Origin of the sequence: Agrococcus sp. GCM10030265, from assembly GCF_042666675.1 — a bacterium.
Lineage (GTDB): Bacteria > Actinomycetota > Actinomycetes > Actinomycetales > Microbacteriaceae > Agrococcus.
Window position 1 is genome coordinate 1,003,255 of the sequence record NZ_JBHTCZ010000002.1, and the last position, 19,704, is coordinate 1,022,958.

Here is a 19,704-nt window from a genome sequence, read left to right on the forward strand (position 1 = left end):
GTCCTGTGGTGCGTGCATCCCGGCCGGCGACGCTGCCGGACGGGTGTGTCGTCGGCGAGCCGACGGTGTGATGGTGGTGGTGCGGTCAGCGAGCGGTCGTGAGCGCGCGGATGCCGGCGAGGCTCGTGGCCGCGCCGTCGAAGATGTCGCCGCGGTACTCGTCGAACTCGACGATGAGCAGCTCGGCGGTGGGGGCCGCCTCGAGGATGGCCGCCCAGTCGATGGCGCCCTCCCCGACGGGCAGCTGGTCGTGACGGTCCTTCGACAGGGCGCCGTCGACGATGGGCGCGTCCTTGAGGTGCAGCGCGACGACGCGGCTGCCGAGCGAGCGCAGCAGCGCGGGCACGTCGGCGCCGCCGACGGCCGCCCAGTAGGCGTCGACCTCGAGGACGACCTCGGGGTCGAGCGCGTCCGCGAGGACCTCGAGGGCCGTGGTGCCGTCGATGATCGACTCGGCCTCCCACGCGTGGTTGTGGTAGCCGAGCGCGAGGCCGTGCTGACGAGCGCCGGCGGCCGACGCGTTCAGGTGGTCGGCGATGCGCAGCACGCCGTCGCGCGTCGCCCAGTGCTCGGGCTCGGTGAAGGGGTCGATGATCGTCTGCACCCCGAGCGACGCGGCGGTCGCGAAGATCGCGTCCTGGTCCTCGCCGAGCAGTCGGGCGTGCGCCGTGGGCACGGCGATCCCGTTCGCGGGCAGCTCGGTGCGCAGCTCGTCCGCCCAGGCGACGAGGTTGAAGAGCTCGATGCGGTCGAAGCCGGCGGATGCCGCGCGGGCGAGGGAGGGCGCGAGCCCGTCGGACGCGATGCGCTCGCGGATCGAGTACAGCTGCAGTGCGATGTCGCTCATCGGCTCGGGTCTCCTCATCGAGATTGCTCCGGTTCCCGATGACCGTAGCAAGACTTTTGCTGCTGACAAAGCAAAAGTCGAACATGACATAAACTTAAGTACGGGTGCACTAGCGTGGAACCCCGTCGCGGCCCCGCGACACGAGGCGAGGAGGCCGCATGTCGCTGGCGATCCCCCCGCATCCGACGAGCGCCGGCGTGCTCCTGCAGCACTTCCTCGACGGCCGCGCCCGCACGCGCGCCGAGCTCGTCGAGGCGACGGGCCTCGGGAGGGCGACGGTCGCCGCGCGCACCGACGCGCTCGTCGCCGCCGGCCTCCTCCGTCCCGCGGGCGCGACGACCTCCACGGGCGGTCGTCCGCCGTCGATGCTCGCGTTCGATCCCTCGGGCGGCACGATCGTCGCCTTCGACTTCGGCGCGCGGCATGCGAGCGTCGCGGTCACCGACCTCGCCGCCACGGTGCTGGCGTCCATCTCGCTCGCCCTCGACGTCGCCGACGGCCCCGTCGCGGCGCTCGACGCGGCCATCGCGCACGCGAGCGCGCTGCTGCAGAGCGCCGGCCGCGACGTCGCGTCGATCGTCGGCGTCGGCGTCGGGGTGCCCGGCCCCGTCGAGCACGCGACCGGGCGGCCCGTCAACCCGCCGATCATGCCCGGCTGGGATCGCTTCGACATCCCGCAGCACGTGCAGCGCGCGTTCCCCGTGCCGGTGCTCGTCGACAACGACGTCAACATCCTCGCGCTCGGCGAGCACGCCGCGAGCGGGGGCCGCCACGGCGACCTCGTCTTCGTGAAGGTCGCGACCGGGATCGGCGCGGGCATCATCGCGGGCGGCGTGCTGCAACGCGGCGCCGACGGCGCCGCAGGCGACCTCGGCCACATCCGCGTGCCCTACAGCCCATCGCCGTTGCGCACGCCCGAGGACGAGCGCGACCTCGAGGCCATCGCGAGCGGCACGGCGATCGCCGAGGTGCTCGCGTCGCGCGGCATCGCGGCGACGACGAGCGAGCACGTCGTCGCGCTGCTGCGCGCCGGCGACGCGGATGCGCACGAGGTCACCCGCGAGGCGGGCCGCGTCCTCGGCGAGGCGCTCGCGCTCGTCGTGAGCCTGCACAACCCCGCCGTGATCGTGCTCGGCGGCTCGATCGCGCGTGCGGGCGAGCAGCTGCTCGCGGGGGTGCGCGAGGTCGTCTACCGGCGATCGATCCCGCTCGCGACGCAGCACCTGTCGATCGTGCAGTCGCAGGGCGGCGCGCTCGCGGGCGCGCGCGGCGCCGCGATCCTCGTGCGGCAGCACGTGCTCTCCCCCGCCCTCGTCGACGCGCACCTCGCGCGCTGACGCCCACGCGGCGGCGTCAGCGCAGCGCGCGCAGCGGGCACGCGCTCGGGCCCTCGAGCCGCGAGCCGTCGGGCGCGAAGCGCGAGCCGTGCGCGCTGCAGTCCCAGCTGCGCTCCTGACCGTTCCACTGGACGAGCGCGAGCACATGCGGGCAGAACGCCGACACCGTGCGCGTCACGCCGTCGACCGTCGACGTCGCCACGGGCGTCGCACCGCGCAGATGCACGACGCCTTCGCCCTCCGGCGGAGTCGCCGCACCCACGTCGCGCACGGCAGCCATCCACGAGCGCGAGTCGGCCGCAGCGACGGCCGCGACGCTGCCGAGCAGGTTGCCGGCGAGCGCGAGCGTCGGGCGACGACGGAAGAGCGTCGCGGCCCACGGCCGCGGCGCGTCCGAGAGCCAGCCGTCGATCGCGAGCGCGCACGCGACCGCGCTCGTCATGCCCCACTTGTCGAAGCCGGTCGCCACGAGCACCCGCCCGCCGCTGCCCATCCGAGCCCCGCACCACGGCAGCAGGTCGGGGGTGCGGTAGTCCTGCGCCGACCATGCGTGCGTGCGCTCGGCACCCGGCCAGTGCCGCTGCGTCCATGCCTCGAGCTCGTCGACGCTCGAGCGCTCGTCCTTCGCACGGCCCACGGGGTGCCCTGCACCACCCACGACGAGCTCGTCGGCGAGCGGCGCCGCCGAGCGCAGCGAGCGCGACGGCTCGTCGACGCTCAGGTGCATGCCCCGCGGGACGACGCCGGGGATGCGGTACGAGATCGCGTACGAGCGCTGCGCCTCGAGGAGGACCGAGAGCGTCCGCGAGGGCACGGGCGAGCCGGTCGCGAGCACGACGCGCGACGCCCGCAGGGTACCCGCCGTCGAGTCGACGTCGACGTGGTCGCCTCGCACGCGCGTGCGGCGCACCGGGGCGTGCTCGTGGATGCGTCCGCCGGCGGCGCGCAGTCGCGCCGCGAGGGCTGCGAGCGCACCGACGGGATCGAGCAGGTGCTGGTCGCGCAGGCGGGCCGCGGCGGTCGTCGCGAACGGCAGCTCGGGCACGTCCCGCCCGACCGGCAGGCCCGCGGCGCGGGCGACGCGCACCTCCTGGTCGATCGTGCGCGCGCCGCTCGACGTGACGGCGTACGACCAGGCGTCCTCGCGCTCGCTCGCCTCGCCCACGGCGTCGACGAGCCAGCGCTGCGCCTCGAGCGTCGCATCCACGTACGCCTGCAGCGGCCGCTCGCCCGCGACGCTGCGGATGCGCTGCAGCCGCGCGCCCTGCAGCGCCGAGAGCTTGCCGCTCGTGTTGCCGGTCGCGACCGCGCCCACCGTGCGCGCCTCGAGCACCGCGACGCGCATGCCGCGCTCGGCGAGCAGCACGGCCGTCGCGAGGCCCGCGAGGCCCGCGCCGACCACGGCGACGTCGACCGGTGCGTCGTCGAACGCGTCGGTGTCGATGGGCGGATGCGAGGCGAGCCAGAGCGACGTCATGGCGCCAGCGTCGCCTGGCCGCCCGCGTCGCGGCCAGCCCCTTGACCCGGCCCCGCACGAGCGACGGCCCCGCCGCTCGCGAGGAGCGACGGGGCCGTCGATGCGCAGGCTAGGTCAGCGCGCCGCCGAGCCGTCGGTGTAGTCGGCGTCCGGCTGCTCCCAGGCGAAGAGCGAGCGCAGCTGCTTGCCGGTCGCCTCGATGGGGTGGCCTGCCTGCTGCTCGCGCAGGCGCGTGAACTCGGGCGCGCCCGCGTCCTGGTCCTCGATGAAGCGCTTCGCGAACGCACCCGACTGGATGTCGGCGAGCACGGCCTGCATGTTCGTCTTCACCTCGGGGCTGATGACGCGCGGGCCCGAGACGTAGTCGCCGTACTCGGCGGTGTCGGAGATCGACCAGCGCTGCTTCGCGATGCCGCCCTCCCACATGAGGTCGACGATGAGCTTCAGCTCGTGCAGCACCTCGAAGTAGGCGATCTCGGGCTGGTAGCCGGCCTCGATGAGCGTCTCGAAGCCGTACTGCACGAGCTGCGAGGTGCCGCCGCACAGCACGGCCTGCTCGCCGAACAGATCGGTCTCGGTCTCCTCGGTGAACGTCGTCTTGATGCCGCCGGCGCGCAGGCCGCCGATCGCCTTCGCGTACGACCATGCGAGGTCCCAGGCGCCGCCGGTCGCGTCGACCTCGACGGCGACGATCACGGGCACGCCGCGGCCCGCCTCGTACTCGCGGCGCACGGTGTGGCCCGGGCCCTTCGGCGCGACGAGCACGACGTCGACGCCCTCGGGCGCCTGGATGTAGTCGAATCGGATGTTGAAGCCGTGGCTGAACAGCAGCGTCTTGCCCTCGGCGAGCACCGGTGCGATGTCGTCGGCGTAGATGCCGCGCTGGTGCTGGTCGGGCGCGAGGATGACGATGACGTCGGCCCACTCGGCGACCTCGCGGTTCGTGCCGACCGTGAAGCCCGCCTCCTCCGCCTTCGCGCGCGACGTCGACTCGGCCTTGAGGCCGACGCGCACGTCGACGCCCGAGTCGCGCAGGTTCTGCGCGTGGGCGTGGCCCTGCGAGCCGTAGCCGATGACGGCGACCTTCTTGCCCTGGATGAGGCCCAGGTCGGCCTTGTCGTCGTAGATGACCTCGGTCATGGGGGATCGCTCCTCGTGGTGGTGGGTGTGCTGGGTGGTGTGGTGGTCGCGCGGCGCGTCAGGCGCGCAGCACGCGCTCGGAGATCGACTTGCCGCCGCGACCGATGGCGAGGAGGCCCGACTGGGCGATCTCCTTGATGCCGTACGGCTCGAGCAGGCGCAGCAGCGCCTGGCACTTCGCGGAGTCGCCCGTGACCTCGATGACGAGCGCATCCGTCGTCACGTCGACGACGCGGGCGCGGAAGAGGTTCGTGGCCTCGAGGATCTGCGACCGGGTCTGGTGGTCGACCTTCACCTTGATGAGCATGTGCTCGCGCTGCACCGAGCCGCTCGGCTCGAGCTCGACGATCTTCACGACGTTGATGAGCTTGTTCAGCTGCTTCGTGACCTGCTCGAGCGGCAGGCCCTCGACGTCGACGACGACCGTGATGCGCGAGAGCCCGGGGATCTCGGTCTTGCCCACCGCGAGCGACTCGATGTTGAAGCCGCGGCGAGCGAAGAGGCCCGCCACGCGGGTCAGGAGGCCCGGCTTGTCCTCCACCAGGAGGGAGAGCACGTGCGTGGTCATCACTCGTCACCCCACTCCGGGCTGTGCTCCTTGGCGTACTGCACGAAGGAGTTCGAGACGCCCTGCGGCACCATGGGCCACACCATCGAGTCCTTCGACACGATGAAGTCGATCACGACGGGCCGGTCGTTGGTCTCGAGCGCCAGCTGGATCGCGGCGTCGATCTCCTCGGGCTTCGTGACGCGGATGGCGAGGCAGCCGTACGCCTCCCCCAGCTTCACGAAGTCGGGGATCATGCGTGCGTCGTCGCCGGTCTCGAGGTCGGTGAACGAGTGGCGGCCGTCGTAGAAGAGGCTCTGCCACTGCCGCACCATGCCGAGCGACGAGTTGTTGATGACGGCGACCTTGATGGGGATGTCGTTGAGCGCGCACGTGGCGAGCTCCTGGTTCGTCATCTGGAAGCAGCCGTCGCCGTCGATCGCCCACACGGCGCGCTGCGGCTCGGCGACCTTCGCGCCCATCGCGGCGGGCACGGCGTAGCCCATCGTGCCGGCGCCGCCGGAGTTCAGCCAGGCGTTCGGGCGCTCGTAGCGGATGAACTGGGCCGCCCACATCTGGTGCTGCCCGACGCCGGAGGCGAAGATGCCCTCGGGCCCCGTCAGCTCGCCGATGCGCTGGATGACGTGCTGCGGCGCGAGCTTGCCGTCGGTCGTCGGCGCGAAGCCGAGCGGGAAGCGCTCCTGCAGGCCGTGCAGCCGCTCCCACCAGTCGGTGAGGTCGGGGCGGCCACCGACGACGGCGTCCTGGAAGGCGACCGACAGGTCGGAGGCGACGTCGCGCACGTCGCCGACGATCGGCACGTCTGCGGTGCGGATCTTCGAGATCTCGGCCGGGTCGACGTCGACGTGGATGACCTTGGCACCGGGTGCGAACTCCGACGCCTTGCCCGTGACGCGGTCGTCGAAGCGCGCGCCGAGCGCGAGGATGAGGTCGGACTCCTGCAGCGCGAGCACCGCGGGCACCGTGCCGTGCATGCCCGGCATGCCGAGGTGCTGCGGGTGCGAGTCGGGGAAGGCGCCGCGCGCCATGAGGGTCGTCACGACGGGTGCGCCGATCGCCTCGGCGAGCTCGTGCACCTCCTGCGACGCCTTCGCGCGGATGACGCCGCCACCGACGTACAGCACGGGTCGCTCGGCCTGCGCGAGCAGCGCGGCCGCCGCCTGGATCTGCTTGCCGTGCGCCTTCGTGACGGGGCGGTAGCCGGGCAGGTCGACGCGGTCGGGCCAGATGAACGGCGCCGACTGCTGCTGCGCGTCCTTCGTGACGTCGACGAGCACGGGGCCGGGGCGCCCGGTCGAGGCGATGTGGAACGCCGCCTGCAGCACCGAGGGCACGTCGGCCGCGTCGGTGACGAGGAAGGAGTGCTTCGTGATGGGCATCGTGATGCCCGTGATGTCGGCCTCCTGGAACGCGTCCGTGCCCATGAGGTGGCTGAAGACCTGCCCCGTGATGGCGACGAACGGCACGGAGTCCATGTAGGCGTCGGCGATCGCCGTGACGAGGTTCGTCGCACCCGGGCCGCTCGTCGCGATCGCGACGCCGACCTTGTTCGACGCCGAGGCGTAGCCCTCCGCCGCATGGCCGGCGCCCTGCTCGTGCCGCACGAGGATGTGGCGCACGGCCGACTGCTGCATGAGCTCGTCGTAGAACGGGATGATGGCGCCGCCGGGCAGCCCGAAGACGTCGGTGACGCCGAGCAGCTCGAGCGAGCGCAGGATGGCACCGGAGCCGGTGAGGACCTCAGGCCCCTGCACCCTCGGCGGCGTCGGACGTGGCGCGATGGTCATGGCGATCTCCCTGCACGCGGATGCGTGCGTCAGCCCGTGACGGCTCCCTGCGCAGCAGAGCGCACGAGACGGGCGTACTTTGCGAGGACTCCCCGCGTGTAGCGCGGCGGAAGCGGCTCCCAGCCTGCTCGGCGGGATGCGAGCTCGTCGCCGTCGACCAGTAGGTCGATGCGCTGAGCCGGGATGTCGACGCGAATGGTGTCGCCATCACGCACGAGTGCGATCGGACCGGAGTCCACTGCCTCGGGAGCGATGTGTCCGATGCACAGGCCGGTTGTGCCGCCTGAGAATCGTCCGTCCGTCAACAGTAGTACATCCTTGCCGAGCCCAGCGCCCTTGATGGCGGCGGTGATGGCGAGCATCTCCCGCATGCCGGGACCGCCCTTGGGACCCTCGTAGCGGATGACGACGACGTCGCCCTTCCGGATCTCGCCGTTCGTCAGCGCATCCATCGCCGCGCGCTCGCGCTCGAAGACGCGAGCCGGGCCCTCGAAGGTCTCGGCGTCGAAGCCGGCCGTCTTCACGACGGCGCCCTCGGGCGCCAGCGAGCCGTGCAGCACCGTGAGGCCGCCCGTGGCGTGGATGGGGTCGTCGAGCGAGCGCACGACGGTGCCGTCGATGGGCTCGGGCGCGAGCTCGGCGAGGTTCTCGGCGACGGTCCTGCCGGTGACGGTCAGCGCGTCGCCGTGCAGCAGGCCCGCCTCCAGCAGCGCGGCCATGACGACGGGCATGCCGCCGACGCGGTCGAAGTCCTGGGCGACGAAGCGACCGAACGGCTTCACGTCGGCGAGGTGCGGCGAGCGCGCCCCGATCTCGCGGAAGTCCTCGAGCGTGAGCTCGACGCCCGCCTCGTGCGCGATCGCGAGGAGGTGCAGCACGGCGTTCGTCGAGCCGCCGAGCACCATCGCGACGGTGATGGCGTTCTCGAACGCCTTGCGCGTGAGGATGTCGCGGGCGGTGATGCCGCGGCGCAGCAGCTCGACGACGGCCTCGCCGGAGCGGTGGGCGAACATGTCGCGGCGGCGGTCGGCCGACAGCGGCGTCGACGAGCCGGGCAGGCTCATGCCGAGCGCCTCGGCGACGCAGGCCATCGTGTTGGCGGTGTACATGCCGCCGCACGCGCCCTCGCCGGGCGCGAAGCCGCACTCGATGCGCTTGAGGTCCTCCTCGCTCATCGTGCCGGCCTTGCACGCGCCCACCGCCTCGAAGGAGTCGATGATCGTCAGCTCCTTCTCGGTGCCGTCCGAGAGCCGCACCCAGCCGGGGGCGATCGAGCCCGCGTAGACGAAGACCGAGGCGAGGTCGAGGCGCGCGGCAGCCATGAGCATGCCGGGCAGCGACTTGTCGCAGCCGGCGAGCAGCACGGTGCCGTCGAGGCGCTCGGCCATGACGACGGTCTCGACGGAGTCGGCGATGACCTCGCGGCTCACGAGCGAGAAGTGCATGCCCTCGTGGCCCATCGAGATCCCGTCGGAGACGGAGATGGTGCCGAACTGCAGCGGGTAGCCGCCGCCGGCGTGCACGCCCTCGCGGGAGCCCTGCGCGAGACGGTCGAGCGACAGGTTGCACGGGGTGATGTCGTTCCACGACGAGGCGATGCCGATCTGCGGCTTCTCCCAGTCGTCGTCGCCCATGCCGACGGCACGGAGCATGCCGCGGGACGTCGTCGCCTCGATGCCGTCGGTGACCGCGCGCGAGCGCGGCTTGATGTCGATCGCCATGAGACCTGAGTCTAGGAGCGCCGGGCGCGCGCCACGGCATCCGCGCACCGTGCCGCGCGTACGCGCGCCGTGCGCGATGCCGCTAGCGTGGCGCGAGTGATCCCCGTCGGACTCAGCACGATCAGCGTCTTCCCGCGTCCGCTGGAGGACGGCTTCCGCCTGTCCGCCGAGTGCGGCTACGACGGCGTCGAGGTCATGGTGACGACGGATGCGCGCACGCGCGACGCCGACCGGCTGAAGGTGCTCGCGAAGGCGTACGACCAGCCGATCCTCGCGATCCACGCCCCCACGCTGCTGCTGACGTCGTTCGTGTGGGGCAACGACCACTTCGTGAAGCTGGAGCGCTCCGCGCAGCTCGCGGTCGACACCGGCGCATCCACCGTCGTCGTGCATCCCCCCTTCCGCTGGCAGGGGCGGTACGCGGCGACGTTCGAGGAGTCGGTGCGCGCCACCGAGGACAAGTACGACGTGGCGATCGCCGTCGAGAACATGTTCCCCTGGCGCACGGGCGGCAAGGACCGCAAGGCGTACCTGCCCGGCATCGACCCGAGCGAGATGGACGTGCGGCACGCGACGCTCGACTTCTCGCACTGCGCGCTCGCGGGCCGCGACTCGCTCGAGCTCGCGAAGGACCTCGGGCCCCGGCTGCGTCATCTGCACCTCACCGACGGCATCGGCGGCAAGGGCAATCGCACCTCCGACGAGCACCTCGTGCCCGGCCGCGGCAACGAGCCCGTCGCCGAGGTGCTGCAGATGCTCGCCGAGCAGGGATTCGACGGGCAGATCATCGCCGAGATCAAGACGCGCGGCGTGCGCACCGAGAAGGATCGCCGCGCGCTCATCCAGGAGACCATCGACTTCGCACGCACCCACCTCGGGCAGGCGTAGTCGGTCGCAGCCACCATGCGCGACCCCTGTGTCGTCGCAGCGCGCGAGAGGTAGCGTGGGCTCGTGCGCAAGTTCATCCTGAACCCCGGGTTCATCGCCGCCGTCGCGAGCGGCATCGGCGTCCTGAAGATGACGCGCGAGGGGCCGCGCGACTGGCGTCTCGGCCTGCTCTGGGCGTCGTGGGGCATCGGCGTCGCCCTCGCGGTCGGCTCGGTGATCGACGACGACAAGCGCGTGCGCGCCCAGGAGCTCGACCGCGAGCTCGGCCTGTAGCCGTGACCCGCATCGCCGTCGTCGGCGACGCGCTCGTCGACGTCGTCGACGGCCGCAGCGTCGCGGGCGGCGCGGCGCTCAACGTCGCGGTCGGCCTCGCGCGCCTCGGCGCCGACGTCGACCTCGTGGCGATGGTCGCCGACGACGAGCCCGGCCGCCTCCTCGCCGCCCACGCCGCATCCCACGGCGTGCGCCTCGCGCCCACGCCCGCTCCCCTCGGCACCGCCACCGCCACCGCGACGCGCGACGGCGACACCATGCGATACGCCTTCAATGACGCAGGGGTGCGGCGCCACGTCGACGTGACGCCGCTGCTGCCCATGCTCGACGCCGCCGACCTCGTCGTCGTCTCCTGCCTCGCCTTCGACGACGCATCGCAGGTCGAGCCGCTGCTGCGGCTCGCGGACGCCGAGCGGCGCCTCGTCGTCGACCCGAACCCGAGGCCCGGCTACCTGCCGACGCCCGAGCAGGTCGTGCGCTTCCGCGAGGCCGTCGAGCGCGTCGCGGCACGCGCCCGGCTCGTGAAGGTGGGCGACGAGGATGCCGAGCTCGTGTGGGGCACCGAGCCGCACGCCGTCGCATCGCGCCTGCGCTCGCTCGGCGCCGACACCGTGCTCGTCACCGAGGGCCCGGACGGCGCGACGGCGCACACGCGCACCGCATCCGTGCACGCACCCATCCACCCCATGGGTGCGCCCATCGTCGACACGATCGGCGCCGGCGACGCCACGATCGCGGCCGTCGCCGCAGCCATCGGCGACGCCGAGGTGTCGGGCTACGACCTCGGCGACGACCTGTGGCCTGCCGTCCTCGCCGACGCGATGGCCATCGCCGCCGCGACGTGCCGCGTCGAGGGCGGCCTCCTGCAGCTGCCGCGGCGCTGACGCGGTCCACCCGCGTGCGCCCGGCCCGCGGGCCGCGAGGTCGGCAGTGGCAGCGCGAGCCTCGGCGCGCGCCGACCTAGGCTGGGGCGATGGAGCTCAAGTCCCTCGACCAGTCGTCGAAGCTGAAGCACGTCCTCTACGAGATCCGAGGGCCCGTGCACGCCGAGGCCGCCCGGCTCGAGGCCGAGGGGCACCGCATCCTCAAGCTCAACATCGGCAACCCGAAGCCGTTCGGATTCGAGACGCCCGAGACGATCGTGCAGGACATGATCGCCGAGATCCGCAACGCCGAGGGCTACTCGGAGTCGAAGGGCATCCTCTCCGCACGCCGCGCCGTCGTCGCCCGGTACGAGGGCGTCGAGGGATTCCCGCAGCTCACGGTCGACGACGTCTACCTCGGCAACGGCGTCTCCGAGCTCATCACCATCACGATGCAGGCGCTGCTCGACGAGGGCGACGAGGTGCTCATCCCCGCACCCGACTACCCGCTGTGGACGGCCATGACGAGCCTCGGCGGCGGCACGCCCGTGCACTACCTGTGCGACGAGGAGGCGGGCTGGCAGCCCGACCTCGAGGATCTCGAGCGCAAGATCACCCCGCGCACGAAGGCGCTCGTCGTCATCAACCCCAACAACCCCACGGGCGCGGTCTACTCGCCGGAGGTGCTGCGCGGCATCGTCGACCTCGCCCGCAGGCACTCGCTGCTGCTGCTCGCCGACGAGATCTACGACCGCATCCTGTACGACGACGCCGTGCACACGTCGATCGCGTCGCTCGCACCGGACCTCCTCACCATCACGTTCAACGGCCTGTCGAAGACGTACCGCGCCGCGGGGTTCCGCGCGGGCTGGATGGTCATCTCGGGCCCGAAGCACCACGCGACGGGCTTCCTGCAGGGCATCGACCTCCTCGCCTCCACGCGGCTGTGCCCCAACGTGCCCGCGCAGTACGGCATTCAGACGGCGCTCACGGGCCATCAGTCGATCGAGGACCTCCTCGGCCCCGGCGGGCGGCTCCTCGAGCAGCGCGACGCCGCCGTCGCGGGCCTGCGCACCATCCCCGGCGTCTCCGTCGTCGCGCCGCGCGGGGCGCTCTACGCCTTCCCGCGGCTCGATCCCGAGGTGCACGAGATCCGAGACGACCAGCAGCTCGTGCTCGACCTGCTGCTGCGCGAGAAGATCCTCGTCGTGCAGGGCTCGGGCTTCAACTGGCCTGCTCCCGACCACTTCCGCATCGTGACGCTGCCGTACGCCGACGACCTCACCGTGGCGATCGAGCGGCTCGGCAACTTCCTCGCCTCGTACCGGCAGTAGGCGCGTCGCGGCCTCGGTGGGCTCACGCGAGGCCGCAGGATGCGGCGACGTAGTCGAGCAGGTCGCCCCGCGTGACGTCGTCGCTCGGCAGCCGCAGCTCGAGCGGCTCGCCGTCGAGCACGACCTGGAAGACGAGGGTCGTGCCCTGCTTGTCCTCGGCGATCGCGTGGGCGTCGCATCGACCGGGGCGCACCGTGAACGCGACCGTCTGCGCGTCGCCATCCGGCGTGATGCTCACGCCGAGCGGCACGGTCGTCGCTCGCTGGCCCGCGGCGTCGACGAGCGCGAGCAGCACCGTCGACTCCACCGAGACGACGTCGAGCGCACCCTCCCCCGTCGGCGTGAGCCGCACCGACACCGTCGCGTCCGCACCGAGGGCCGGCTCGGGCACGTCGATGGGCAGCCAGTCGACGTCGGCGGCGCCCTCGACCGCGAGCCTGACGCAGGGCGCGTCGGTGAGCGCGGGGATCTGGCCGTAGGGGTCGCCAGGGTCGACGGCGATCTCGGTGCCGTCGTCGAGCACGACGACGACCTCGTCGTCGACGGGCGCGTCGTCGCACGTCGGCTCGGGCAGCTCGCCGCGCAGCGCCCGGCTGGCCCCCGGAGGGATGCGAGCGTCGTCGCCGGCGACGAGGGGCTCGGCGAGCGCCGACGAGCGATACTCGGCGTGGTCGACGACGATCTCGGCATCGGACTCGTTCGTCACGACGATGCCCACGATGCCGTCGCGCACGTCTCCTCGCCCCTGCACGATCTCGGCGGACAGCGCGGGCGGCGCCGCTCCCTCGTCATCGCCGGGCGCGCACGCCCCGAGGACGAGGCTCATCGCACCCGCGAGCACTCCCGCGGCGACCCTCACGCTCCAGCGCATGCCCTCCAGCATCCAACCTTTGCGGGTATTCGGCCGCTTTGGAGGGGAAGAGCGGCCGAGAACCTCACGGGGATCGCCGACCGAGGCGTCGGCGTCCACGCTGCGGGCCCGCGCTCGACTGCGCGCCTGCACGTCGAGCAGCGTCGGCACCGGGGTGCAGGCATCGTCGCGATCATGGACGGCCTGCGACTCGTTCGCTCTCCTCTGCTGGGCCACGGTGACGACGCGGATGCGGCGATCGTCCACGCCGAACGGGACGTCGTCCTCGCTGCCGGCGCGTGCCCCCTCGATGGCGACGGCGCGGTCGTCGCGCTCGGCGACGTGGCTGCGCAGGCTCGTCAGGCGCTGGTGAACCTGGACGCGGTCCTGCGCCGCTGCGGTGTCGAGGTCGTCGACGTGGCGTTCCTTCGAGTCCCGGTGGTCGCCACGGATCCAGAGCAGCTGCACGCCGCATGGTCGGTCGTACGGGCGCATCTCGGCGACCACCAGCCTGCCGCGACGCTCCAGAGTGCCTCGGCGCTGGGATGCCCCGGCCGGCTCGTCGAGATCGAGGCGATCGCGACGCGGACGCCGGGCTGATCGCGGTCGCCGTGATCGCGCTGCCGAGCCGAGACGGAGAGAGGGCCTCGCGCTGCCGCGCGAGGCCCTCTGCTGGTACACCCCCCGGGACTCGAACCCGGAACCAATTGGATGAGACTCGCACCGCCCGACAATGCCCTGAGCGGCCCGCGACCGCCGGTTTCAACCCTCTTTCGACCTCGCACGTTGCCCTGGCTTACCCGGGAGTGCCCGCGCAATGTGGAGAGTATGTGGAGAGCGCCGGCCTTGGGTCGCGAGTCGGTCAGTGGCTGCACGTACGCTCCCCCGCATGTCGTACTACGCCGTCGAATGGGTCGTCTTCCACCCGCTGACGAAGAAGAACCTCGCCCGCATCATCCTCCGCACCATCGACGGCGTCGACTACTACGTGGCCGTCCGCGACGCCGGCGGGGAGCGTGTCGTGCTCGGCTCATGGGATGCGCTCGGCACCGCAGAGAACAGCGTCGTCGCGATGTACCACCAAGAGACGGGCGAGAGCATCTACGGCGACCCCGAAGCCGACCGGTACCTCAGAGTGCACGGGCAGACGCCGCTGCCCGGCGCGCGCATCGTGCGTGACGAGACGGCCGGCGCATCCCGGCAAGCCGCGATGCCGCCGCTCCGATCCGCGCGGCCGTGAGCGTCCGGTCCTAGGCTGCGAGCCATGGATACGGAGACGGAGATCGCCCTCCGCAACTACGACGCCCTGATCCGCGCGAAGGGCCTTGACCGCGTCGCGCTCGACTGGGACGCCGGCACGGTGACGTGGGGTGATGGAGGGGTGCTGCACGTCGACGTGCTGCTCGAGCCCGGCTTCACGTCGGGGACGCAGGACCTCGGGTAGACGACGAAGCGCCCCTCCCCGTGCTGTGTGGGGAGGGGCGCTTCACCGAGGTGCTCGTCGTCAGCTGATGGCCGGAGTGGGGCTTGCTGCACCGATCGGCTGGACCGTGGTCGTCACCGGAGCGGTGCCGCCGCCGATCTGACGCTTCGTCTCGGCGGCGATGCGGCGGATGTGGCCGTTCGCGTGCTCGAGCATGTTGTTGAAGCGGTCGGTCGTCATCGCCTTGAACGTCTCGTCGGGGTCGACGAGGTGGTAGTTCGCCTTCAGCGAGGTGACCTGGCCCGGACGAGCTGCGGGGTCCGAATTCAGTGGGTAGACGAAGCCGGTCTCGACGCATGCGGCGACCGCACGGGACGACTGCGACTCGGGAGTGGTGCCGTTCACGCCGGCGTCGTAGTAGAGGCGAGCGCGGGTGTCCTTCTTGATTGCGTTGACCGTCGCCTGGACCGCGTCGACCTTGTTGTTGATCGCCTGGTCCCAGGTGTAGGGCTGGCCGGGAACGTACCTGCCCTCCTGAATCCACTTGACGTTGTTGTAGAGCTCCGTCTGCTGTGCATCGGTGAGTGCCATCAGGAATCCTTCCGGGTTGGTGGGGTTGGTGGGGTTGTAGTTCCAGTCGATGTACTGCTCGCCGTCGACCTGGGTGGTGACGCCGCTGAGGCCGGTCCACAAGTCGAAGTGCAGGTGCGCTCCGAACGAGTAGCCGGTGTTGCCGGATCGGCCGATGGGCTGACCCGCCTGCACCGTGTCGCCGATCTCGACGAGGCGGCTGCCAGCGCGCATGTGTGCGTAGCCGGTGCGGAAGCCGTACTGGTCATGCCGGATCAGCACGAAAAGGCCGGCGCCCGAGTAACCAAACCCGCGGGGCGTGAAGGGTGCGAACTGGTCAGCGACTGCTACGACCGTCCCCGCGCCTGCCGCCACGATGACGAAATCGTCGCCCGCGAAGTCGATGCCCTTGTGACCATCGGCGTCGCCCGCCCTGGGGCCGAACGGACTTGTGATGCTCTTGCCTGGAGCGGGATTGGTGAGCACTCTCGCCATTCGCTCCTCCTCTCTGTCACCACCAGTGTCTCGAACGCACGTTCGAGTCACCAACCAGCACGCATCTCGCGTGAGGCGCGCCTTCCCTGGCTACGCCTGGCTACTGGTGTGGGCAGTCGAAGCCACCCGACCACGCCTCCAGGCACTGCCTTTCGATCAGCCAACGCCCGCCTGGACGCCTCTGTTTGCCATGAAGCTCGCCGGATTCGAGCGCCTTGCGCACCGTCACAATGTGCCGCCGCTGCTCCACCGCGGCTTCGAGGGTAGTCAGCAGGTCGAGGTCGTTCTTGTCCATAACGTCTCCGTAGGTGCGGGTCGAGTCGATCGAACATATGTTCGACCGCCGACAAGGCCGGAGGCGCAGAAACGCCCCCGACGACTCACCCATGAGGGTGAGCGCCAGGGGCGTTGGTCGCCGGCGTCTAGTGGCCCGCCGAGATGGCAGCCGATCGAGCTCGCGACTCCTGCAGCAGACGCGTCGCATCGGCCTCCGTCAGCAGAACCATGCCGCGCGACGAATTAGCGGTCTCCATCAGCGCCTCGAGCCAAACCTGGCTCAGCTCGGGCACCCGCGAGCCGGAGAACTTGAACTCGAGCGGGATCGCCGGCGACATCCACAGGCTCACACGCCCGGACCCGTGCTGCAGGTCGATGTCCCAGGAAAGCAGGAAGGATTCCTGCCGACGGAGCTTCGCGGCGACCGCGACCTTCACGTGCGCGAGCAGGCGGTCGTCGATCGCATACTCGGTCGCGCCGGCGTAAATCAGCTGTCCCATGTTTGCAGCCTAGAGGCCGCCTGCGACCGGCTAGTAACGGCCTACAGGCACGCTCGTCGCCCGCATCAGCGGGGCTGGGGCCCGAACAATTGGTGCGGTCAGTCGTTCATACGCGTGCGGTCGCTAGCGCTGAGTTCCGCCGCATGCTGTCGAAGAGACTCATGAATGCCACCGACGATCGCGGAGACGATGCCAAGGACGATCGCCAGGCTGACGAGACCGCCCGCTACATAGCCCGAGTAGATGGCCGCGATCGGGTTGTACGTTTGGAGTCCGATCGCCATGAAGAACGCGATCACGCCGCCCGCTACGGAGATCCACGCAACGACCGCAAGGTTGGTCGCGATCGCGTTCTTCTCCTGCATGGCACGAGACTAACTGGCTGGAACCGGCGTCAACTGGAGACGAGCGACAGTCCTATCGCGAGCGACGGCGTTCCGCCTCGCCAGACCGCGCGCTCGTACGCAAGAACACAAAGAGGGCCCCGGCGCCCGCATCAGCGGGGCCGGGGCCACGGGTCGCCTATCAGGCTTGATCGGCTGTCGGGTCGTCGTCGTCCTCGATCGCAAACGCGCCACGCTCGACAACGGGGAGGAGGAGGGACTCGCGGTACAAGCGCGATGCGATCGCATCCACGGCTTCCCGCGCGTAGGGATACAGCGCCATTGAGGCCACCTCGTGAGCGAAGAGCCGAAGAGCCCGCCCGGATGGCACGTCGCCTTCGGTGACCTCGTACTCGCCAGCGACGGTCACATCGATGACCCCTCGGTGATCTTCAATGCTCATCACCAGTCGTACGCCGAAGTCCTCGTCATCGTTGCGATGCTGGATGCCAAGAGAAAGATCAGCGTCGTCCTTGGGGTCACGAGCGCTCACGTGAAGCCGCCCGCCGTACTCGTGGAAAACGACGGAGGCCAGCTTCGTGCGACGGATGATGTCGCGCAGCGTGTCGGTGTCCTGCTCGGTGAGCTCAGGCACGAGCTAGACCCCTGCCCGCTCGACTTCGTGGAACCGGCTGCCGGCCTCCGCCCACTCCGCGAAGGTGGTGGGCTCCCAAGAGGGCGAGGGGGCGTTCCACGTGACTCGAACGGCCGACGTCTGCTCCCAGGGGGACGCCGCGCACAAGTCGATCGACTGCCCTCGATCTTCCTCGATCTCATGGAAGATGAGGGCGCCGACAGCGTTTGCATATCGACGAAGAGTCGACAAGCGCGGGTCGGCGTCGTAACGCTCGAACTTCTGCACTGCCTGCTGTGTGATCCCCATACGATCCGCGAGCTGCTTCTGCGTCAGGCCAGCGTCGCGACGCATCTGAACGAGGCTTTGCCGCAGCTCGCGGTGCTCGCGAGCGAGCATCATCGAGCGGGCCTGCACAGCATCCGTGACGGGCGAGAGGACGTTGAACATGTCAAGGAGCTTAGTGGCACAACCTTGCAGTTGTGCAAGGGGGTGCTGTCACCTGTAGTAGCGCTCAGCGGCGTGGGCAATGGCCGCTCGCTGGTGCGCCTTGCTCACCTTGATGTGGTGGTGGAGACCGACGAGGAGGTCGATGCGGTGGGCAGGCTCTCCGTGGTAGAACCGCATGGCCTTGCTGAGCGCCTGGTGGCGCAGTTCGTAGATCTCGGGCTCCCTACGCACGGGCTTGATCGGCGTCTTCTCATCGCCGGTGTCCTCGAGCATCCCGTGCGCTGCCGCGTCGAGGAGCTCTCGGATCTCGCCGATCTCGTGATCGCGCGCGAAGTCCCTCAGCGTCGCCAGCCACGCCTGTACTGCGGCGATGTCCTCGTGCTCGTGATCCTGGTGATCGATCCACGTCAGCGGGAACTCTCGAGGGCTGCAGCAGCGTGAGTCGCTACCCGTCCGATGGTCTCCGCTCGCCACCCGCCGATCGTAGCGCTATCAAGTATCGAAGAACCCGGCACCCGCTCCGAGGGAGCGAAGCCGGGGGCTTCATGTTCACGATGATGATCGTCAGCGCACGCGCGCCTCGGGTGCGGAACCGAGGCCGACGCGCTCGAGCACCGCGTCGACCGCGGGCGTGGCCATGATGCGCGTGATGATCGAGGAGACGACGACCGCCTGACCGCCGACGCCGAGCAGCGCCCAGCCGTTGAGCTCCTCGTCCAGGATCGTGACGACGGGCGGCACGGCGGTCGCGACGCCGACGAGCGCGGCGAGGCCGGTCCGCAGCGTCGCCCGCAGCGGGTGCTGCTGCTGGGTGGTGAGGCGCCGCTCGCGGCGCGTGATGGGCTGGGACATGCTGACCTCCTACGGGGTCGGGAGCGGATCGGGAAGCGGGAGCGGCACGTCGATGCCGGGGTCGGTCGGTTCGGGATCGGGCGGCGTCACGGCACCGACGCGGCATGCCCCGACGTCCGCGGCCGTGCCGTCCGTGTAGGTGACTTGCCAGCGGCCGGCGTCGTCGCAGACGAGGGACGCGATGCCGCGGCCGTCGAGTCCTGCAGGCCCCTGCGGTCCCGCCTCACCCGCTGGCCCCTGCGCGCCCGTCGCACCGGGCTCACCCTGCGGACCCACGACCGTCTCGCCCGGCTCGCCCTTCACGCCGGGGGCGCCCGCGCTGCCGACCTCGCCGTTCGGGCCGGGCGGGCCGATCGGACCCGCCGGCCCCGGGGCGCCGTCTGCGCCAGGCTCGCCGTCCGAGCCCGCCTCACCGCGCGGCCCCTGCGGTCCGGGCTCGCCAGCGGCGGGCACACCCGCAGGCACGGGCGCGGCTGCGTCCTCTACCTCGTCGGGCGAGGGGACGTCGCCGATCTCGCAGTCGTCCGCCTCGGCGCACGCCTCGAACAGCTCCTGGTAGTCCGCGTCGCGCTGCGCATCTGCGGCCTGGTCGGCGCTGATGAACGCCTGCTGCACAGTCAGGCGCCACGCGAGGATCCCGGAAGGCACCATCAGCAGCACCCCGCACAGGATCGCCAGCGCGATCATGGCGCGGCGCCAGTGTCCGGCGAGCGGCTGCGCATTCTCGCGCAGCTCGTCGAGAGCGGTCACGTCTTCTCCTCACGGTCGAGGTCGATCAGCATCTGCTTGAGCGCGGCGATCCGCGCGGGCGCAGCGGGTGGGGGCGGCGGATGCTCGCCGACGATGTGCTGCATGAGCGAGAGCTCGAACACTCCGTGCTCGTGGTCGAGCTGCGTGAGGATCGCGTTGCGCCTGTCCAAGCGGTTGCGCTCGCCCTCCATCTGGTCGAGCAGCACCTCGGCGCGCTCGGCCCGCGGCTTCTGCCGCGTGATGAGCGCGACGACGATCCCCGAGATGCCCGCGCCGCCGGCGAGCGCGACGACTAGGGGCACGATGAGCGCACCGTCCACGGGCACCCCCTCTCAGGGCTCGGGGG

At 71.1% G+C, this 19,704-nt stretch carries 25 protein-coding genes; 8 read left to right on the forward strand and 17 right to left on the reverse strand.

The features are described from left to right. Window positions 1-85 precede the first annotated feature (85 nt). Complete coding sequence (locus ACFQPP_RS09085; RefSeq protein WP_376916256.1) at window positions 86-847, reverse strand: sugar phosphate isomerase/epimerase family protein; 762 nt, start codon at window positions 845-847, stop codon at window positions 86-88. A 158-nt stretch (window positions 848-1,005) separates the two neighbouring features. On the opposite strand from ACFQPP_RS09085, the gene ACFQPP_RS09090 reads away from it, so the two are divergent. Then, entirely contained in the window at window positions 1,006-2,184 is a 1,179-nt protein-coding gene (locus ACFQPP_RS09090; RefSeq protein ID WP_376916257.1) for an ROK family protein, read from the forward strand. Window positions 2,185-2,200: 16 nt separating this feature from the next. Here the strand turns inward: ACFQPP_RS09090 and ACFQPP_RS09095 are convergent, their stop codons facing one another. The 5 genes from ACFQPP_RS09095 to ilvD form a co-directional block, all read right to left on the reverse strand. After that, window positions 2,201-3,661 carry an FAD-dependent oxidoreductase gene (locus tag ACFQPP_RS09095; RefSeq protein ID WP_376916258.1) on the reverse strand — a complete coding sequence of 487 codons (1,461 nt, stop codon included), beginning with the start codon at window positions 3,659-3,661 and terminating at the stop codon, window positions 2,201-2,203. 114 nt (window positions 3,662-3,775) lie between these two features. Beyond that, complete coding sequence (gene ilvC, locus ACFQPP_RS09100) at window positions 3,776-4,801, reverse strand: ketol-acid reductoisomerase (RefSeq protein WP_376916259.1); 1,026 nt, start codon at window positions 4,799-4,801, stop codon at window positions 3,776-3,778. Between the two features lie 58 nt (window positions 4,802-4,859). Next, window positions 4,860-5,369, reverse strand: coding sequence for an acetolactate synthase small subunit (gene ilvN / locus ACFQPP_RS09105; RefSeq protein ID WP_376916260.1), 510 nt, complete (start codon window positions 5,367-5,369; stop codon window positions 4,860-4,862). Beyond that, a complete protein-coding gene (locus ACFQPP_RS09110; RefSeq protein ID WP_376916261.1) occupies window positions 5,369-7,156 on the reverse strand; it encodes an acetolactate synthase large subunit in 1,788 nt (595 codons plus the stop codon). Before ACFQPP_RS09110 ends, ilvN begins: the two co-directional genes overlap by 1 nt. A 29-nt stretch (window positions 7,157-7,185) precedes the next feature. Then, window positions 7,186-8,877 carry a dihydroxy-acid dehydratase gene (ilvD, locus tag ACFQPP_RS09115; protein ID WP_376916262.1) on the reverse strand — a complete coding sequence of 564 codons (1,692 nt, stop codon included), beginning with the start codon at window positions 8,875-8,877 and terminating at the stop codon, window positions 7,186-7,188. Between the two features lie 96 nt (window positions 8,878-8,973). Here ilvD and ACFQPP_RS09120 point away from each other — a divergent pair, with 96 nt between their 5' ends. From ACFQPP_RS09120 to ACFQPP_RS09135, 4 genes are all read left to right on the forward strand, one after another. Further along, entirely contained in the window at window positions 8,974-9,765 is a 792-nt protein-coding gene (locus ACFQPP_RS09120) for a sugar phosphate isomerase/epimerase family protein (protein WP_376916263.1), read from the forward strand. Window positions 9,766-9,828: 63 nt separating this feature from the next. Beyond that, on the forward strand, window positions 9,829-10,038 hold the full coding sequence (locus tag ACFQPP_RS09125; RefSeq protein WP_376916264.1) for a hypothetical protein: 210 nt from the start codon (window positions 9,829-9,831) through the stop codon (window positions 10,036-10,038). 2 nt (window positions 10,039-10,040) lie between these two features. Further along, a complete protein-coding gene (locus tag ACFQPP_RS09130; RefSeq protein ID WP_376916265.1) occupies window positions 10,041-10,922 on the forward strand; it encodes a carbohydrate kinase family protein in 882 nt (293 codons plus the stop codon). A gap of 89 nt (window positions 10,923-11,011) precedes the next feature. Next, on the forward strand, window positions 11,012-12,235 hold the full coding sequence (locus ACFQPP_RS09135; RefSeq protein WP_376916266.1) for a pyridoxal phosphate-dependent aminotransferase: 1,224 nt from the start codon (window positions 11,012-11,014) through the stop codon (window positions 12,233-12,235). A 22-nt stretch (window positions 12,236-12,257) separates the two neighbouring features. On the opposite strand, the gene ACFQPP_RS09140 is transcribed toward ACFQPP_RS09135, so the two are convergent. After that, window positions 12,258-13,106, reverse strand: a complete 849-nt coding sequence (locus ACFQPP_RS09140) for a hypothetical protein (protein WP_376916267.1) — start codon at window positions 13,104-13,106, stop codon at window positions 12,258-12,260. A gap of 174 nt (window positions 13,107-13,280) precedes the next feature. Between ACFQPP_RS09140 and ACFQPP_RS09145 the strand changes: the two genes are divergently transcribed. The 3 genes from ACFQPP_RS09145 to ACFQPP_RS09155 all read left to right on the forward strand — a co-directional run bounded on the left by ACFQPP_RS09145 (window position 13,281) and on the right by ACFQPP_RS09155 (window position 14,529). Beyond that, window positions 13,281-13,685 carry a Rid family hydrolase gene (locus tag ACFQPP_RS09145; protein ID WP_376916268.1) on the forward strand — a complete coding sequence of 135 codons (405 nt, stop codon included), beginning with the start codon at window positions 13,281-13,283 and terminating at the stop codon, window positions 13,683-13,685. Between the two features lie 289 nt (window positions 13,686-13,974). After that, window positions 13,975-14,325, forward strand: coding sequence for a hypothetical protein (locus ACFQPP_RS09150; protein WP_376916269.1), 351 nt, complete (start codon window positions 13,975-13,977; stop codon window positions 14,323-14,325). A gap of 24 nt (window positions 14,326-14,349) precedes the next feature. Then, complete coding sequence (locus ACFQPP_RS09155) at window positions 14,350-14,529, forward strand: hypothetical protein (protein WP_376916270.1); 180 nt, start codon at window positions 14,350-14,352, stop codon at window positions 14,527-14,529. A 60-nt stretch (window positions 14,530-14,589) separates the two neighbouring features. Here the strand turns inward: ACFQPP_RS09155 and ACFQPP_RS09160 are convergent, their stop codons facing one another. The 10 genes from ACFQPP_RS09160 to ACFQPP_RS09205 form a co-directional block, all read right to left on the reverse strand. Beyond that, window positions 14,590-15,573, reverse strand: coding sequence for a M23 family metallopeptidase (locus ACFQPP_RS09160; RefSeq protein WP_376916271.1), 984 nt, complete (start codon window positions 15,571-15,573; stop codon window positions 14,590-14,592). Between the two features lie 100 nt (window positions 15,574-15,673). Next, the gene (locus ACFQPP_RS09165) at window positions 15,674-15,868 is read right to left on the reverse strand and encodes a hypothetical protein (protein ID WP_376916272.1); all 195 of its coding nucleotides are present in this window, start codon (window positions 15,866-15,868) and stop codon (window positions 15,674-15,676) included. Between the two features lie 127 nt (window positions 15,869-15,995). Then, window positions 15,996-16,349 carry a hypothetical protein gene (locus ACFQPP_RS09170; RefSeq protein WP_376916273.1) on the reverse strand — a complete coding sequence of 118 codons (354 nt, stop codon included), beginning with the start codon at window positions 16,347-16,349 and terminating at the stop codon, window positions 15,996-15,998. A 98-nt stretch (window positions 16,350-16,447) separates the two neighbouring features. Further along, window positions 16,448-16,714 carry a hypothetical protein gene (locus ACFQPP_RS09175; protein ID WP_376916274.1) on the reverse strand — a complete coding sequence of 89 codons (267 nt, stop codon included), beginning with the start codon at window positions 16,712-16,714 and terminating at the stop codon, window positions 16,448-16,450. A gap of 160 nt (window positions 16,715-16,874) precedes the next feature. After that, on the reverse strand, window positions 16,875-17,327 hold the full coding sequence (locus ACFQPP_RS09180; protein WP_376916275.1) for a hypothetical protein: 453 nt from the start codon (window positions 17,325-17,327) through the stop codon (window positions 16,875-16,877). 3 nt (window positions 17,328-17,330) lie between these two features. Beyond that, window positions 17,331-17,756, reverse strand: a complete 426-nt coding sequence (locus ACFQPP_RS09185) for a helix-turn-helix domain-containing protein (RefSeq protein ID WP_376916276.1) — start codon at window positions 17,754-17,756, stop codon at window positions 17,331-17,333. 48 nt (window positions 17,757-17,804) lie between these two features. Next, complete coding sequence (locus tag ACFQPP_RS09190; RefSeq protein WP_376916277.1) at window positions 17,805-18,230, reverse strand: hypothetical protein; 426 nt, start codon at window positions 18,228-18,230, stop codon at window positions 17,805-17,807. Between the two features lie 90 nt (window positions 18,231-18,320). Then, the gene (locus ACFQPP_RS09195; protein ID WP_376916278.1) at window positions 18,321-18,608 is read right to left on the reverse strand and encodes a hypothetical protein; all 288 of its coding nucleotides are present in this window, start codon (window positions 18,606-18,608) and stop codon (window positions 18,321-18,323) included. Between the two features lie 9 nt (window positions 18,609-18,617). Further along, window positions 18,618-19,358, reverse strand: a complete 741-nt coding sequence (locus ACFQPP_RS09200) for a hypothetical protein (protein WP_376916279.1) — start codon at window positions 19,356-19,358, stop codon at window positions 18,618-18,620. Beyond that, window positions 19,355-19,678 (reverse strand): hypothetical protein, encoded by a 324-nt coding sequence (locus tag ACFQPP_RS09205; RefSeq protein ID WP_376916280.1) that lies wholly within the window; start codon window positions 19,676-19,678, stop codon window positions 19,355-19,357. Before ACFQPP_RS09205 ends, ACFQPP_RS09200 begins: the two co-directional genes overlap by 4 nt. Between the last annotated feature and the right edge of the window lie 26 nt (window positions 19,679-19,704).

Excerpts from the sequence above, each read along its gene's own strand:
- ACFQPP_RS09145 (WP_376916268.1), top strand. The coding sequence starts at position 13,281 with ATGGACGGCCTGCGACTCGTTCGCTCTCCTCTGCTGGGCCACGGTGAC.
- ACFQPP_RS09170 (WP_376916273.1), bottom strand. The coding sequence starts at position 16,349 with ATGGGACAGCTGATTTACGCCGGCGCGACCGAGTATGCGATCGACGAC.
- ilvD (WP_376916262.1), bottom strand. The coding sequence starts at position 8,877 with ATGGCGATCGACATCAAGCCGCGCTCGCGCGCGGTCACCGACGGCATC.
- ACFQPP_RS09155 (WP_376916270.1), top strand. The coding sequence starts at position 14,350 with ATGGATACGGAGACGGAGATCGCCCTCCGCAACTACGACGCCCTGATC.
- ilvC (WP_376916259.1), bottom strand. The coding sequence starts at position 4,801 with ATGACCGAGGTCATCTACGACGACAAGGCCGACCTGGGCCTCATCCAG.
- ACFQPP_RS09090 (WP_376916257.1), top strand. The coding sequence starts at position 1,006 with ATGTCGCTGGCGATCCCCCCGCATCCGACGAGCGCCGGCGTGCTCCTG.
- ACFQPP_RS09165 (WP_376916272.1), bottom strand. The coding sequence starts at position 15,868 with ATGGACAAGAACGACCTCGACCTGCTGACTACCCTCGAAGCCGCGGTG.
- ACFQPP_RS09175 (WP_376916274.1), bottom strand. The coding sequence starts at position 16,714 with ATGCAGGAGAAGAACGCGATCGCGACCAACCTTGCGGTCGTTGCGTGG.
- ilvN (WP_376916260.1), bottom strand. The coding sequence starts at position 5,369 with ATGACCACGCACGTGCTCTCCCTCCTGGTGGAGGACAAGCCGGGCCTC.
- ACFQPP_RS09110 (WP_376916261.1), bottom strand. The coding sequence starts at position 7,156 with ATGACCATCGCGCCACGTCCGACGCCGCCGAGGGTGCAGGGGCCTGAG.
- ACFQPP_RS09135 (WP_376916266.1), top strand. The coding sequence starts at position 11,012 with ATGGAGCTCAAGTCCCTCGACCAGTCGTCGAAGCTGAAGCACGTCCTC.
- ACFQPP_RS09095 (WP_376916258.1), bottom strand. The coding sequence starts at position 3,661 with ATGACGTCGCTCTGGCTCGCCTCGCATCCGCCCATCGACACCGACGCG.
- ACFQPP_RS09160 (WP_376916271.1), bottom strand. The coding sequence starts at position 15,573 with ATGGCGAGAGTGCTCACCAATCCCGCTCCAGGCAAGAGCATCACAAGT.
- ACFQPP_RS09140 (WP_376916267.1), bottom strand. The coding sequence starts at position 13,106 with ATGCGCTGGAGCGTGAGGGTCGCCGCGGGAGTGCTCGCGGGTGCGATG.
- ACFQPP_RS09085 (WP_376916256.1), bottom strand. The coding sequence starts at position 847 with ATGAGCGACATCGCACTGCAGCTGTACTCGATCCGCGAGCGCATCGCG.
- ACFQPP_RS09195 (WP_376916278.1), bottom strand. The coding sequence starts at position 18,608 with ATGTCCCAGCCCATCACGCGCCGCGAGCGGCGCCTCACCACCCAGCAG.
- ACFQPP_RS09150 (WP_376916269.1), top strand. The coding sequence starts at position 13,975 with ATGTCGTACTACGCCGTCGAATGGGTCGTCTTCCACCCGCTGACGAAG.
- ACFQPP_RS09185 (WP_376916276.1), bottom strand. The coding sequence starts at position 17,756 with ATGTTCAACGTCCTCTCGCCCGTCACGGATGCTGTGCAGGCCCGCTCG.